This is a genomic window from Pseudomonas sp. NFR02, from assembly GCF_900119375.1.
In the GTDB taxonomy this organism is placed as follows: domain Bacteria; phylum Pseudomonadota; class Gammaproteobacteria; order Pseudomonadales; family Pseudomonadaceae; genus Aquipseudomonas; species Aquipseudomonas paracarnis.
In genome coordinates this window covers 102,601-117,610 of sequence record NZ_FPJJ01000004.1, presented here as the reverse complement: position 1 = coordinate 117,610, position 15,010 = coordinate 102,601, and the positions used below count along the sequence as shown (strand labels likewise).

General features: G+C 58.6%; 13 protein-coding genes. 8 read left to right on the top strand and 5 right to left on the bottom strand.

The features are described from left to right. The first annotated feature begins 230 nt into the window (after positions 1–230). The 3 genes from fdhD to BT199_RS13965 all read left to right on the top strand — a co-directional run bounded on the left by fdhD (position 231) and on the right by BT199_RS13965 (position 4,244). Entirely contained in the window at positions 231–1,070 is an 840-nt protein-coding gene (gene fdhD, locus BT199_RS13975; protein WP_020302412.1) for a formate dehydrogenase accessory sulfurtransferase FdhD, read from the top strand. After that, positions 1,067–3,415 (top strand): FdhF/YdeP family oxidoreductase, encoded by a 2,349-nt coding sequence (locus BT199_RS13970; RefSeq protein WP_072434722.1) that lies wholly within the window; start codon positions 1,067–1,069, stop codon positions 3,413–3,415. Before fdhD ends, BT199_RS13970 begins: the two co-directional genes overlap by 4 nt. Positions 3,416–3,761: 346 nt before the next feature. Further along, positions 3,762–4,244, top strand: a complete 483-nt coding sequence (locus BT199_RS13965; RefSeq protein ID WP_014716482.1) for a glycine zipper domain-containing protein — start codon at positions 3,762–3,764, stop codon at positions 4,242–4,244. Between the two features lie 147 nt (positions 4,245–4,391). Here BT199_RS13965 and BT199_RS13960 read toward each other — a convergent pair whose 3' ends face one another. The 3 genes from BT199_RS13960 to BT199_RS13950 all read right to left on the bottom strand — a co-directional run bounded on the left by BT199_RS13960 (position 4,392) and on the right by BT199_RS13950 (position 8,173). Beyond that, entirely contained in the window at positions 4,392–4,823 is a 432-nt protein-coding gene (locus BT199_RS13960) for an acyl-CoA thioesterase (RefSeq protein WP_003187697.1), read from the bottom strand. A 12-nt stretch (positions 4,824–4,835) separates the two neighbouring features. Further along, complete coding sequence (locus tag BT199_RS13955; protein ID WP_072434721.1) at positions 4,836–6,773, bottom strand: RecQ family ATP-dependent DNA helicase; 1,938 nt, start codon at positions 6,771–6,773, stop codon at positions 4,836–4,838. 224 nt (positions 6,774–6,997) lie between these two features. Beyond that, on the bottom strand, positions 6,998–8,173 hold the full coding sequence (locus BT199_RS13950) for a tetratricopeptide repeat protein (RefSeq protein WP_020302416.1): 1,176 nt from the start codon (positions 8,171–8,173) through the stop codon (positions 6,998–7,000). Positions 8,174–8,348: 175 nt separating this feature from the next. On the opposite strand from BT199_RS13950, the gene BT199_RS26560 reads away from it, so the two are divergent. The 4 genes from BT199_RS26560 (at position 8,349) to BT199_RS13935 (ending at position 11,294) form a co-directional block, all read left to right on the top strand. Continuing rightward, the gene (locus tag BT199_RS26560; protein ID WP_003187692.1) at positions 8,349–8,519 is read left to right on the top strand and encodes a YhfG family protein; all 171 of its coding nucleotides are present in this window, start codon (positions 8,349–8,351) and stop codon (positions 8,517–8,519) included. Next, on the top strand, positions 8,519–9,118 hold the full coding sequence (locus tag BT199_RS13945; protein ID WP_072434720.1) for a putative adenosine monophosphate-protein transferase Fic: 600 nt from the start codon (positions 8,519–8,521) through the stop codon (positions 9,116–9,118). The genes BT199_RS26560 and BT199_RS13945 overlap by 1 nt, the downstream gene beginning before the upstream one ends. A 795-nt stretch (positions 9,119–9,913) precedes the next feature. Beyond that, positions 9,914–10,270: a DUF1493 family protein gene (locus tag BT199_RS27690; RefSeq protein WP_014716478.1), complete on the top strand. Its 357-nt coding sequence runs from the start codon at positions 9,914–9,916 to the stop codon at positions 10,268–10,270. A gap of 160 nt (positions 10,271–10,430) precedes the next feature. Further along, positions 10,431–11,294 (top strand): EamA family transporter, encoded by an 864-nt coding sequence (locus BT199_RS13935; RefSeq protein ID WP_014716477.1) that lies wholly within the window; start codon positions 10,431–10,433, stop codon positions 11,292–11,294. 59 nt (positions 11,295–11,353) lie between these two features. On the opposite strand, the gene BT199_RS13930 is transcribed toward BT199_RS13935, so the two are convergent. Both BT199_RS13930 and hslO read right to left on the bottom strand, forming a co-directional pair. After that, the gene (locus BT199_RS13930) at positions 11,354–12,895 is read right to left on the bottom strand and encodes a phosphoenolpyruvate carboxykinase (protein ID WP_005783824.1); all 1,542 of its coding nucleotides are present in this window, start codon (positions 12,893–12,895) and stop codon (positions 11,354–11,356) included. A 179-nt stretch (positions 12,896–13,074) separates the two neighbouring features. Further along, positions 13,075–13,977, bottom strand: coding sequence for an Hsp33 family molecular chaperone HslO (hslO, locus tag BT199_RS13925; RefSeq protein ID WP_020302421.1), 903 nt, complete (start codon positions 13,975–13,977; stop codon positions 13,075–13,077). A 124-nt stretch (positions 13,978–14,101) separates the two neighbouring features. Here hslO and BT199_RS13920 point away from each other — a divergent pair, with 124 nt between their 5' ends. Beyond that, positions 14,102–14,905 (top strand): phosphatase PAP2 family protein, encoded by an 804-nt coding sequence (locus tag BT199_RS13920; protein WP_020302422.1) that lies wholly within the window; start codon positions 14,102–14,104, stop codon positions 14,903–14,905. Positions 14,906–15,010 lie beyond the last annotated feature (105 nt).

The following is a 15,010-nucleotide window of genomic DNA, read 5'->3' as shown; positions in this document are numbered from 1 at the left end:
TTGGGATTTAATTTCCAGATGCCCAAGACTAGACCAGTCCTGCCGACTTGGGTTCCAGACTGGCTAAAGACTCAAAAGTATCCAACTCACCCCTGCTTGGAATAAGCCCGACGAAAACGCGGGTGAACCTTGATCGACGCCCTCTATCAATAGATCAATACTGGCGATTAGACGTGACCCTTTGTCGCGCCTAGTCTAAACACTGATCAATCCGCCGGTGGTACTGCCCCATGAACGCCAAGCGCCCTCACTGCGCGGCGCCCGCTCTCGAATCGACCGCGCCCGTCGCTAGCCAGAGCTATCACTATTGCAATCTTGAACACACGGAAGTCGCCAGCACTGCGCTGGCCGAAGAAGTGGCGTTGGCGATTGCCTACAACGATATCAGCCAGGCGGTGATGCTGGTGACGCCTACGGACCTGGAAGACTTCATTGTAGGTTTCAGCCTCGGCAGCGGCATTATCACCGACGTTAACGACATTTATGACCTGAAGATCAGCGGTTCAGGCGCAGCCCAGTACGCTCAGGTACAGGTTTCCAGCCGTGCGTTCTGGAACCTCAAGCAGCAACGCCGCCAATTGGCAGGCACCAGCGGCTGCGGTCTATGTGGCGTGGAAGCGGTAGAACAAGCATTGCCCGACCTTCAGGTACTGCCCGGCGCACCCTTGCCGCCCGCGCAGTGGCTAGATGGCCTGCGCCAGCGTATCAGCGCATTCCAACCCCTGGGCCAGCACAGCGGCGCCGTGCATGCGGCGATTTTTATGGACAGCCAGGGTGAATTGCTGATGGGTCGCGAAGACATCGGCCGGCATAACGCCCTGGATAAGTTGATTGGTGCGTTGATCCGCCAAAAGATTCCGACCGACGGCGGCCTGGCGATTGTTACCAGCCGCTGCAGCCTCGAATTGATTCAGAAAGTCTTGCGCGCGGGCATCCAGACCCTGGTCAGCCTGTCGTCGCCTACCGGCCTGGCCTTGCAATGGGCGCGCCGGCACAACCTCAACCTCATCCACCTGCCGCAAAAAAGCGCGCCACGGGTCTATAGCCCTGCGATGGAGCACCAGCCATGAGCCTTCACCACCAAGCCGACCAGACCCCAACCCCACGCTACAAGCCCTATAAAGGCCCAGCCGGTGGCTGGGGCGCTCTGATCAGTGTGGCGCAAGCCTGGCTGACCAGTGACAACGCCCTGAAAAACCTGCGCATGATGCTCAAGACCAATCAGAACGGCGGCTTCGACTGCCCGGGCTGCGCCTGGGGCGACTCGCCGGAAAGCGGCATGGTCAAGTTCTGCGAAAACGGCGCCAAGGCGGTCAACTGGGAAGCCACCAAGCGCCGCGTCGATGCGGCCTTCTTCGCCAAGCACAGCGTCACAGCGTTGCTGGAGCAAAGCGACTATTGGCTGGAATACCAGGGCCGCCTGACCGAGCCGATGCGCTATGACGCCGAGACCGATCGCTACACGCCCATCAGTTGGGAAGCCGCCTTCGACTTGGTCGGCAAACACCTCAACGCACTGCCCAGCCCGAACATGGCCGAGTTCTACACCTCGGGCCGCGCCAGCAACGAAGCCGCCTACCTGTACCAGTTGTTCGTACGCGCCTTTGGCACCAACAACTTCCCGGACTGCTCGAACATGTGCCACGAAGCCAGCGGCGTAGCCCTGGCGCAGAGTGTCGGCGTGGGCAAAGGCACTGTGACCTTTGATGACTTCGAACATGCCGATGCCATTTTCGTCTGGGGCCAGAACCCCGGCACCAACCACCCACGCATGCTCGAGCCGCTACGCGAAGCGGTGAAACGCGGCGCTCAGGTGGTGTGTATCAACCCGCTGAAAGAGCGCGGCCTGGAGCGCTTCCAGCACCCGCAACATCCGCTGGAAATGCTCACCAACGGCGACAAGCCGACCAACACCGCCTACTTCCGCCCGGCGCTGGGTGGCGATATGGCTATCTTGCGTGGCATGGCCAAGTTCCTGCTGCTGTGGGAACGCCAAGCCCTGGCCGAAGGCAAGGAAGCGGTGTTCGACCACGACTTCCTCAACGAGCACACTGCCAACGTCCTGGAATACCTGGGTCAGATCGACGACACCTCGTGGGAGGAGATCGTCGAGCAGTCCGGCCTGACCCTGGTGGAGATCGAGCAAGCGGCACGCATGTACGCCAAAGGCAAGAATGTAATCATGTGCTGGGCGATGGGGATTACCCAGCACCGCCACTCGGTGCCGACTATCCAGGAAATCGCCAACCTGATGCTGCTGCGCGGCAATATCGGCCGCCCAGGTGCCGGGCTGTGCCCGGTGCGTGGCCACAGTAACGTACAGGGCGACCGCACCATGGGCATCAACGAACGCCCACCGGTGGCGTTTCTGGACGCGCTGGAGCGTCGTTTCCAGTTCCAGGTGCCGCGCGACAATGGCCATAACGTGGTGGAAGCAATTCACGCCATGCTTGAAGGCCGCTCCAAAGTCTTTATCGGCCTGGGCGGTAACTTTGCCCAAGCCACGCCAGACAGCACGCGCACCTTTGAAGCGCTGCGAAATTGCGACCTGACCGTGCAGATCAGCACCAAGCTCAACCGCAGCCACCTGATGCACGGTAAAGATGCGTTGATCTTGCCGTGCCTGGGCCGCACCGACATAGACATCCAGGCCGACGGCCCGCAAGCGGTGACGGTGGAAGACTCGTTCAGCATGGTCCACGGCTCCAACGGCCAACTGCAACCGCTGTCGAAACTGATGAAGTCCGAGCCGGCGATCCTGGCGGGCATTGCTGCCGCTACCCTGGGCAGCAAGCCCGTGGATTGGAACTGGCTGGTGGCCGACTACGGGCGCATCCGCGACCTGATCGCCGACACCATCCCAGGCTTCAAGGACTTCAACGAGAAGATCAAACATCCAGGCGGCTTCTATCTGGGCAACTCCGCCGGCGCACGCCGCTGGAACACTCCGTCAGGTCGCGCCAACTTCCGCCCCAACATCTTGCCCAAAGACCTGATCCATGAGCGCACCCGCGCCACGGGCCGAGTGCCGGACCTGATCATGCAGTCAATGCGCTCCCATGATCAGTACAACACCACCATCTACGGCCTGGACGACCGTTATCGCGGGGTCAAAGGCCAACGTGACGTGCTGTTCGTCAACGAAGCCGACATCATCCGCCTGGGCTTCAAGCCGGGGCAGAAGGCAGACATCGTGTCGCTGTGGGAAGACGGTCGTGAGCGCCGCGTGAAGGGCTTTACGTTGCTGGCATTTGATATTCCGGCGGGGCAGGCGGCGGCTTACTACCCCGAAGTGAACCCGTTGGTGCCGTTGGAAAGCACTGGCGACGGTAGCCATACGCCAACGTCCAAGTTTGTTGCGATTCGCTTGGAAGCGGCGAGTGGCAGTGGGTTGATCATGGCGCGCTCGGCCTGACTCGATCCGAGATATGTGTTGCTTGAACTAACGCTTTCGCGGGCAAGCCCGCACACACTGGGATGGGTTCACCATTGAGACTGTGTGGACCGATCTGATGTGGGAGCGGGCTTGCCCGCGAAGAGGCCAGCACAAGCACCACACATTCGACAGGCACAAAAAAGGCCGCTTTTGCATAAAAGCGGCCGTTCCGAAGTAGCTAAAGACCCGTAAAAACGACTTAAGTTCCCCATACAAAACAGTAACTTAGCAAATTGTATACAACCTCTGCCGCCGGTCGGATTTCGATTGTCAGCGCCTCGATACAACCTCAGGATCGCGCCGTCATCCCTTGAGGTTTCCCTGAATGAAGTTCTCCTCGATTCTCTTGTTGTCCCTTGGCCTGGTCAGTGGCGCAGCCATGGCAGGCGGCACCACCGAAGCCGGTGTAGGCGGCGCATTGGGTGGGGTTCTAGGTTCCGTTGTCGGCCAGCAGCTGGGCGGCAACACCGGTTCGACCATCGGCGCGGCCCTCGGCGGCGCAGGCGGTAGTGCAGTCGGCGCCGACAAACGCAGCCGTGGCGAAGCCGCCATTGGTGGCGCATTGGGCGCAGCCGGCGGTAACGTCGTGGGCCGCAGCGTCGGCGGCAGCACCGGCGCACTGATCGGCTCCGCGGCCGGCGGTGGCGCGGGCGGCGCGCTAGGCAACTACATGGGTAACGAAAGTGATCGCGACAACCGCCATTACCGCGATCGCGACCGTGACGATCGTCGCTACTACCGCGATGGCCACCCAGGTCGCGGCCATGCCTATGGGCATCGCAAGAACAAGCACCGTTATCGCGACTGATAAACCCGCGCTCTGACGAACACATCCGATGTGGGAGCCGGGCTTGCCCGCGATAGCAGTGAATCAGGTTTTAGACGTACTGCCTGATACTGCGCCATCGCGGGCAAGCCCGGCTCCTACATTTGGGATGCTTTGCTTATAGGTGCGTCAAACCAGCAGCCGCTGCATCGCTTCGCGCAACATTCCCGGAATCGGTACTGGCTGGTTCGAGGCTCGGTCCACAAACACATGGACAAAGCGCCCCGCCGCACACGCCTCCTGCTCGCCCGCCTTGAATACTGCCAGCTCATACTGCACCGAACTATTGCCCAGCTTGCCTACCCGCAGGCCGATTTCAATGCGCTCGGGAAAAGCAATCGAGGCGAAGTAATCGCAGGCCGAACTCACCACAAACCCCACCACCTCACCGTCATGAATATCCAGCCCGCCCTGTTCGATCAGGTAGGTATTAACAGCTGTGTCGAAGAAGCTGTAGTAAGTAACGTTATTCACATGGCCGTAGGCATCGTTGTCGTGCCAACGCGTGGTGATCGGTTGGAAGTGGCGGTAGTCGTCGCGCACAGGCGTTGAGTCAGGCATCGGCAAGTCTCATCAAAGTTGATCCAATTGAGCATGGGCCCAGTCGCGCACCTCGGCGTAGGGGTAGTCTTCCAGCGCCGCAAAACCGGGAATGCCCCGCGCCTTCAACTTGGTAAACAACGGTACGCTGATACCGCCAAGGAAACGCGTCAAACGCTCCGCATTCGGCAAGTGCCCCGTGTGCTCATGATGCCTGTGGATAAAATCACCGCACAGCCCCATGAAGTTTTTATCCACAAGCGGCGGCAGGCTCGGCGGCGCCGGCAGATGGGCGACCTGGCCGTGGCATACCGAACAATGCCCGCAACGCTGGGGTGCATTATCATCACCAAAGTAGTGCGCCAGACGCTGCCCCAGGCAGTGGTCGGTGGCGAACAGGTCGAGCATGGCGTGAATCCGCGCGACCTCCGTCACCTCATGCTGCTTGAAGCCTGTGTATAACTCGGCGCTTAACGCGTGCGGGTCGAAATGAGTGTCGAGCAAACTGTAGACCTCAGTCATCTGCTTGCTTTCGAGCTCGATCAGGCCCTGCTCCTGAAAATAATCCAGTGCCTTCACCACCCGGCTACGCTCGGCATTGTGCTGTTGATAAAGTGCATCGAAATCGACCGTCGCCCAGGTTTTAGCGCGCTTGCACACCTGGATGATCGCCGCGACAAACTGCTGCCGCTCGCCGGAAAAACGCGCCAGCAAGGCTTCGGGTTCGATCAGGTATTTGAAACGGTATTCCGCATAAAACGCATAGCGCGGCGCGATCACGCCCTTGAGCTCCAACTGCACCAAGAGCGTCTTGAGCGGCAGCTCGCGAATATTGCTGTGGTCCGACAGCGACCTGAGCAGGAACTCCCACTGCCCTTCACTACGCGCGGACTGCAACTCCTCCAATACGCGAAAAATGCCGTCCTGCTCCGGCGTATCACCGTACACGAAGTTTTCCAGCACATTGAGGCTGTCGCGGTTGGCCAACACCAGGCAATCGGACGGCTGCCCGTCACGCCCTGCGCGGCCGATTTCCTGGCTGTAGTTCTCGATGGACTTGGGCAGGTCGAAGTGCACGACATTGCGGATGTCACTCTTGTCGATGCCCATGCCAAACGCGATAGTTGCGACAATGCAATTGGAACGCCCGCCCATGAAACGCTGCTGGATACCTTCGCGTTTTTCATGGGGCAGCCCCGCGTGATAAGCCTCGGCCTGAATACCGTGGCGGTTCAGATGCTCGGCAATCTGCTCGGCGGTTTTCTGCAAGGTGACGTAGACGATACTCGGCTGGTTGGCCCGCGCTTTCATCCACTCCACCAGCCTGCGGCGTTTGTCATGGCCGCTGACGGGTTCCACCAGCAGGTTGAGGTTGGGCCGATAGAAGCCCGTGGTCACTACATCCTCAGCAGCAATGGCGAACTTGGCCTGCATGTCGGCGATCACCTTGGGCTTGGCCGTGGCCGTCAGCAACAGCGCCTGAGGGATGTTGAACTGGCGCTGGTAGTCCGGCAGCTTCAAATAATCCGGGCGGAAGTTGTGGCCCCATTCGGAGATACAGTGCGCCTCGTCTACCACCAGCAACGAGATCTGCACGCTGTTCAGGAAATTACGGAAACGCTCGTTCTTCAAACGCTCCACGGAAATCATCAGAATCTTGAGCTCGCCCGACCGCGCACGGGCCATTACATCATTGGCCTCATCACGGCTCTGGGCCGAGTCGATACTGCCCGCCGAAATGCCATGGCGCTGCAGGAAACCCAATTGGTCCTGCATCAACGCCAGCAAAGGCGACACCACCAACGTCAGGTGCGGCAGCAACACGGCCGACAACTGGTAACACAAGGATTTGCCCGAGCCCGTAGGGAAAATGGCGGCGGCAGATCGCCCAGCCAGCACGGCGCTGACCGTCTCTTCCTGGCCCAAGCGAAAGTGTGGGTAACCAAAGACCTGCTGGAGGGTGTCGTGCATAAGGCTGTCACTCCATTGACCGCTGAGTTGGCTCAAAAACATAGCCCGGGAATCCCAGCGAATCGAGAAAGGTCGCAAGGAAAAAAGAGACAGGATGATACACAGAGGGAGGGAGGGCTCAGGGCCGAAGTGGGACTTTTCTGAGAACGTAACAGGAAGCAGCAGATACAAATGTGGGAGCTGGCAAGCCCTCTCCCACATTTCACAACCGAGCTACAGCTGAATCAGCGGTTCTGCACCCGCTCGATCGCCGTGTCATACACCGGGTTGGCCTTTTGCTCCTTGGCCAACTGGTAATGACGCAACGCATCCGGGAACTGCCCAGCCGCTTCGTAGATGCGTGCAATGTTGTAGTAGGCACCGGCACGCACGGTCGCGGCATTGGTACCGGTCGCCAGGGCGATAGCCTTGCGGTTGGCCCAGATCGACTCCGCAGTATTGCCGGCTTTCTGATACGCCAGGCCAAGGTTGCCGTAAGCCTTGCCGAAGCTGTTATCCAGCTCGATGGCTTGACGGAAGAAGTCGATGGCCTGGTCCAGGTTACCGGCCTGGTAGGCCGCTTCGCCCTTGAGGTTCAGCTTCTTCGCATCGGCCTGTACCGACGAGCTCACTGTCACGGCGGTGACGGCCACGCTGTCGTCCAGCAAAGGCTTGACCTCGTTGAGTACATCTTCGGCGCCAACTCTCACGCCGGTGAAGGTGTTGATGTCCTGGAAGTCGCCACTGCCGGTCATGCGGAACACTGTCCACAGGTTGCCCGTGCGGTTCTGCGGCACATAGTAAGTGCGCACCAGGGATTGCCCCATGTACACGAACACCTTGGCCTCACTGTTGGACAACTCGCTGGAGGTGGGAGAGCCGCTGTTGGAATAGTCATGCACGGCGTAGACGTAGCTTTCGCCGTAATGCTTTTTCTGCAGGGTGATGGTTTCCGGGCCATAGCTGTCGGTGTCATCCACGTCCAGTTCGGCGTCGGTGCCCTTTTTATTGTTGAAGAAGATGTTATTGCCGGGGAAGATCATATGGGAGTCGAGGTCACGTGGAGCCTTGCCCCAGGTCAACACCACACGCAGGCCGTCGAGATTTTCCATCACCGGGCTGACGGCATAGGTCATGCCTTTGCACGGGCACTTCACCACCAGGTTGGAATAGCCAGGCTTCTTGATGATCAGCAGGTTGCTGGCATCATCAGCCGCCTCGCTGGTCAGCGTTACCTGGCCTTGTGCGTTGGTACGGCCCACCACGTTCTGCGCGCCATTACGTTGCAGCAACACTTCGGCATCGGCGATTTTCTGGTCCTTGACCACCGCGCTGAGCACCTCAATTGGCAATTGCTCGGCTTGGACGGAAAACGCCACCGCACACAAAGACATCGCCGAGGCGACACGAAGCAAACCCATGCTTAACTCCCTTTAAGTAGTGGGCGGAATCGCCCTACAAGATTTTGCGGTGAAACATACGCTGAATTGAGCTCGCTGGCAGATTTTTTATACAGATTGTGACAGGGATTTTATCCCGCCTACCGAGCTACGCATTGCGCTACAATCAAGCCTTGCTTTCCAAGAGGACGCGGCGATGAGCGAACTGACGTTTGAGCAAAAACAGGATCACTATCACAAGATCCGCCGTTCCAATTACTTGGCCAGCCTGCGCCTGGAAGGGTTCGATACCCAACCGACCGACGTCGACAAACCCCTGCCGACACGCGAAGCCGTCCTTGCCAAGTACCGCAACACCTCACGCTGATGCTCGACAAATACGGGGTGGGCCAGGACCCGTACTGCTATCCCGGTAGCAGCATCCTGCGCAACCGCCTCGATTTGCTCGATGAAGCACGCCTGCACCAGGCCGAGCGGGAATTATCCGAAATCGCCGTAGGCAACCTGCCACTCTTTCCGCCGCCCTACGACCTTGATCGCCTGCAACACATTCACCGCGTCCTGTTCGGTGACATTTATGACTGGGCCGGCGAACTGCGCAGCGTCAACATCCAGAAAGGCGACACGCTGTTTTGCACCCCGGAGCGTATTCCACCAGAAGCGGCAAAAATCGTCCGGCATATGCAAGACGCCAATTGGTATGTCGGTGCGAGTCAAGCTGACCTTGTGCGTCAAATAGCTGAAGCTTATGGCGACCTGAATGTCATTCATCCCTTCCGCGAGGGAAATGGACGGGCGCAGCGGATCCTGTTTGAACAGATCATCGTGAATGCGGGGTTTTCGGTGAATTGGTGGCTGGTGAAACACGCGGCCTGGATACCCGCGAATATTGATGCGGTGGCGTGTGACTATCGGGGACTGGAGGCGATTTTTGAGCGGTGTATCGGTAGGCCTCTCAGTGCCTGATCGAACTTCGAACGCCTAAACCATCTGTTTATGGCTCGAAAACAAACTCACTTTTAAGGTTCGGCTCGTCGCTGCCAATTCAGCGACCGAACAGCCACCCCGCAGCTAAACCTGTAGGAGCAAGCTTGCTCGCGAAAAATGTCAACGGTAACGCGTGCTTCCTGGATAAACGCGGTGCCTGTGAATTTTTCGCGAGCAAGCTCGCTCCTACAAAAAGCCTTAGGGCAAACCCGGCGCCCACATTTGCTCGGTTCAGCCAGCAAAATCGGTATCACGTCATAAATGCAGGAAGGCATTGTAAGAAAACCAAAAAACGGCGCGTCGTCCGTTTCCCAAACTGCTTCAAACAGTGTCTTGCCCCTCTACAGAAAAGCCCTTTGCCTGGACGACACTAGCCCCCTCTCCCAACGCGCTCGGCATAATTTTGTGACCATCGAAAGGACTCAACACATCAGCCACTATGGCATCACCTTCACGATGATTCGCCTTGGTACTGGCAAACCGGGATTGCCTGGTGCGATGAACGAGTACATTCAGTGGATCAATTTGCTGCTCTTCTTAATACTGGCCGCTGTAATTGATAGAACAATAAGGTTGCCCCTACTCAGAAAATGGCTCGGGCTCTGCCTATTGATAACCGGTCCAATACTTCTGTTGTATGCCACGTCTTGGATCATAGGGGCACAGCTTGAAAGTCTGCCGATAGTCGCCTTTGTGACAGGCATCGGGTTGCTGAGCACCCCGAATATCTATTGCAGGGTAAACAACACTCACCCTTTGATGATTGGTCCCACCATGAACCTGTCTCCCAACTTCCCCGAAGGTCCCGTCATGCAGCAGCTCCTGCAATTGCTGCATGAAGAAATCGGCTTGCCAAAACACAAGACCATTGGCTTGCACACCTCACTGAACTTCGACCTCGGGTGCGATGGTGCTGAGGCCAAGCAATTCATGGAGGCGCTGGAGCAGGATTTTGGTGTCGACCTGGGCGACTACGACGCTTATCGTTACTTCCAGCCGCCGGTGTTCGACGTGTTCCTGAAGCGTCGCGCCAAAGGCCGTGGTGACAAGATCCCGTTGACCATCGGCATGCTCTACCTGGCGATCAAGACCCACCGCTGGGACACGCAGACGCTGGAAAACCTGAGCTGACCTGAGCAACACTGAGCACAAAATGGGGGAGCGGGCTTGCTCGCGAATACGGCGTGTCAGCCAATATTTGCGTTACTGATACATTGCATTCGCGGGCAAGCCCGCTCCCACAGTGGATCTGCGCTCATCTGACGAGCCGTATAAATAACAAGGACCTTACATGGACGTAACAATGGGCCTGCTGGCCGCTCTGCTCTGGGGCGGCACGGACTTTCTGGTGGGCCTCAACGCCCGCGCCGTTGGCGTTAAACGCGCGGTGTATTTCGGCCAAGCTCTCGGTTTTTTGATCATGACCTTCCTGCTGGTCATTTTCCCGGCCTTCCTTTTCAAATCCCTTGATGCACCGTTAAGCGTTTGGCTCCTGGGCGTCGCCGCCGCTCTGCTGACGGTGTCCGGCGCCCTTGCGCTGTCCAAAGCCTTTGCCTTGGGCAAAGCAGCCATCGTCGCGCCGCTGGTGACGTCCTATGGAGTGGTGACCACCCTGCTCTCCTGGGCCAGCGGTGAACACATCAGCCTGATACAACTGGGCTGCATCGCCCTGTGCGTGATCGGCGTTGTGCTGTCCAGCGTTCACAAGGACAACGGTACGCCTCACAACAACCCGCGCCTGTCCATTGCCTACGCCATGTTCGCCGCAACCTTGTACGGCACCAGTTTCTGGCTGCAAGGCCGCTACACACTGCCAGCGCTGGGGCCAATCACCATGTTGTGGCTGGGTTACCTGGTAGGCCTGTGCGTGCTGGTGGTAATGGTGCTGAAGATCAAGGATGGCCTGAAGATCCCGCCACTGAAAAACTGCGCGACGTTGACCGGAGCGAGCTTGATGAACCTCGGCGGTTTCTCGGCGTTTTCGTGGGGCGCAATGGCCGGCTCGGTGTCGGTGGTGACGGTGATCAGTACGCTCTCTGGAGGGATCGCGGCGATCCTGGGGTTTGTATTTTTCAAGGAGCGGTTGTCAGCGGTGCAGGTGGCAGGTGTCGTCCTGGTGCTGGTCGGTGCAGTGGTACTGCACATGGCCGACTAATCGTTCGCACATAAAAAAGCCGCCTACTTAAGAGGCGGCTTTTTTACAACCGGCGAGTCTTACAACTTAGGACCCGCCGCCTTGATCGCATCGCTGACTTCAAACTTCTTGAAGTTTTCGATGAACAGGCCAGCCAGCGCTTTCGCGGCTTCGTCGTAGGCAGCCTTGTCAGCCCAGGTGTTGCGCGGGTTCAACAGGCCGGTTTCAACGCCCGGTACGGCCAATGGCACGTCGAGGTTGATGGTGTCCAGGTGTTCGGTTTGCGCACCGATCAACGCGCCGCTCTGGATCGCTGCAATCACGCCGCGAGTGGTCGGGATGTTGAAGCGTTTACCAACGCCGTAGCCGCCGCCGGTCCAGCCGGTGTTGACCAGGTAGACCTTGGAGCCGAAACCACGGATGCGCTTGATCAGAAGCTCTGCGTATTCGCCAGCCGGACGTGGGAAGAACGGCGCGCCGAAGCAGGTGGAGAAGGTCGACTTGATGCCGCTGCCCGAACCCATTTCGGTCGAACCCACCAAAGCGGTGTAGCCGGACAGGAAGTGGTAGGCCGCCTGTTCTTCGCTGAGGATCGACACAGGCGGCAGTACGCCAGTCAGGTCGCAAGTCAGGAAGATCACCGCGTTTGGCTCGCCGCCCAGGTTCTTCTCGGAACGCTTGGCAACGTGCTCCAGCGGGTAGGCGGCACGGCTGTTCTGGGTCAGGCTGACATCGGCGTAGTCGGCGTGCTTGGCCTCGTCGATCACGACGTTTTCCAGCACCGCGCCATGCTTGATGGCTTTCCAGATAACCGGCTCGTTCTTCTCGGACAAGTCGATGCACTTGGCATAGCAACCGCCTTCGATGTTGAACACCACGCCTTCGCCCCAGCCGTGCTCGTCGTCACCGATCAGGTAACGGCTTTCGTCGGCAGACAGGGTGGTCTTGCCAGTGCCGGACAGGCCGAAGAACAGGGTCACATCGCCTGCTTCGCCAATGTTGGCGGCGCAGTGCATCGGCAGCACGTCGGCAGCCGGCAGCAGGAAGTTCTGCACCGAGAACATGGCTTTTTTCATTTCACCGGCGTAACGCATGCCGGCAATCAGTACTTTTTTCTGGGCGAAGTTGAGGATCACGCAACCGTCGGAGTTAGTGCCGTCACGCTCTGGCACGCACTCGAAGTTGGCCACGTTGAGCACTTGCCACTCTTCACGACCGGCCGGGTTGTACTGGGCCGGGTTGATGAACAGGCAACGACCGAACAGGTTCTGCCAGGCAGTCTGGGTGGTCATTTTCACGGCCAGGTAGTGGTCTTCTGCAGCCCCTACGTGAACATGGGAAACGAAATGCTCTTGCGCGTTGTTGAAGGCCTCGACGCGAGCCCACAAGGCATCGAACTTGTCGGCCGGGAACTTGCGGTTGATCGGGCCCCAGGCGATGGCGTCCTGGGTGGACGGCTCTTCAACGATGAAACGGTCAACCGGCGAACGACCGGTGCGGTGACCGGTTTCTACGACCAGCGCGCCAGTATCGGCAAGCACGCCTTCACCGCGCTGCAGGGCTTCTTTGACCAGATCGTCAACACTCAGATCGGTGTATACGGCGTTATTGGCTTGCGTCATGAGGTTCCCCGTCGGCCTATGGCCGAGTGCTCCAAACGTTTTGTAGTAGAAAGTTGCGCACTACTACCGCGAAAAAAGTGGGCCGGATTATGCCAGAAAAGCCCAAAAAGAGTAGGGCCCTCCCGTCAGAACACCTCTAATCCGGCGTTTGTCAGGTGATTTACCTGTGCTTAAACGTTTTAGTGGCGGGTGTCGGAAGGGGTGTCGATGCCTGCTCCAGCGAACAATTGCGCTACATCAGCCGCATCGAACAGGTAGCGCTGGTTGCAGAACTGGCAGTCGATCTCGATATGGCCGCCATGTTCCACCACCAGGTTTTGCGCATCTTCCAGACCCAGGCTGACCAGCGCGTTACCGGAACGCTCGCGCGAGCAACTGCAGCGAAAATGCAGGCCCTGTGCGTCGAACAGGCGCACGGCCTCTTCGTGGTAGAGGCGGTGCAGGATGGTTTCGTTGTCCAGGCCCAGCAGTTCTTCGGCCTTCAAGGTGTCGGCCAAGGCGATGATATGCCGCCAGCTTTCGGCACGATCATCCTCATCCTTGATGCGATCGGCCGGCAGTTGTTGCACCAGCAAACCACGGGCGCGCTTGCCGTCGGCGTTAAGCCAGAACTTGGTGCCCACTTGCTGGGACATAACGAAGTAGTTGGTGAAGCATTCCGACAGGGTCTGACCGTCGAGGTCGACAATACCCTGGTACCGCTGGCCCTCGGTCGGGTCGACAGTCAGTGCCAGGACGCCATTGGGCATCAGGTCGGCCAAGGTGGCATCTGCGGCAATCTGGTCAGGCTCGTAACGGGCCAGACCACGGATCTCGCGCTCGCTCGAGCACTCGATCATCAACATGGGCACTGGCCCTTCGGAACGAGCCTGCAAGATCAGCAAACCGTCGAACTTCATGGTGCCCACCAGCAGCGCCGCGGCTGCCATCAACTCGCCGAGCAATTGCGCGACCGGCTCCGGATAGGCGTGTTTGGCAAGGACTTCGGCATAGCTGAGCTCCAACGAAACCATCTCGCCGCGGGCATCGCTCTCATCGAAGATGAAGCGTTGGGTGAAGTCGGTATCCGGTAGATCAGTCATAGGTCTGGGTATCTGAAGTGATGACAAAATGATTACAAGGTTTATAAAATTAAACGCTTTAGCACCATCTTGGTGCGACTTCTCCTGAATTCAAGGAGCTGAATAGAGCGATGAGGGACAGTTTATGAACAATCCGGGTTTGTTCCAAGCCAACTGGAACCTCCGGCGATGGGCTCTTTGCAATCTACTCGCTATCGGGCTGCTGTGTTTTTGGCTGTGGCCCACGGGCCAGATGCTCTGTGTGATTTTCGACGAGTGGCTGTTTCATCTGCTCAATGGCCCATTGGCCACGAACTCGACCTGGTTGCATATATGGGCCGTGGCCAGCCTGCGGCCGTTTGATGCAGTGGTCGGCGTGATTTTGCTGGCACTGCTGATTCGCGGCGACTGGGTGTTCAAGGCCGTGCAGGTGCGCCAGGCGTTTTTTGGCTTCCTCGGCATTCTGCTGCTGTTGCTGTTTGTCCGCATGCTGTTCTCCAAACTCGCGGCGCACATGGGCTGGCAGCACAGTAGCCCGTCGATGGTCATCAGCGGCGCGATTCAAATGAGCGACTTTTTCCCAGGGCTGGAGAAAACCTGGGAATTGAAGGACCGCTCGAGCCAGAGCTTCCCCGGCGACCATGCTTCGGTGCTATTGATCTGGGCGATGTTCATGAGCGTGTTCGCCCGGCGCATCGGCCAGGTGCTGGTGATCTGGGGCCTGGCGCTGCTGTTCATGATGCCGCGGCTGGTCGCGGGCGCGCACTGGGGACAGGACGACTACATCGGTGGCGTACTGCTGGCGCTGTTGGCGTTGGGCTGGGGGTATTACACGCCGTTCGCGGCGAAGGTGTCGGGCGCTTTGTTGCGGATGACGGCGCCGCTTTTCGGGCTACTGAGCAAGTTGCCCGTTATTGGGCGGTTGAGTGTCATGCGCACAACTCCGTAACCCCCCAGGGCTAAAAGTGGGAGCGGGCTTGCTCGCGAATGGGGGGTGTCAATCAATGCATCTGTGCCTGACCCACCGTATTCGCGGGCAAGCCCGCTCCCACAT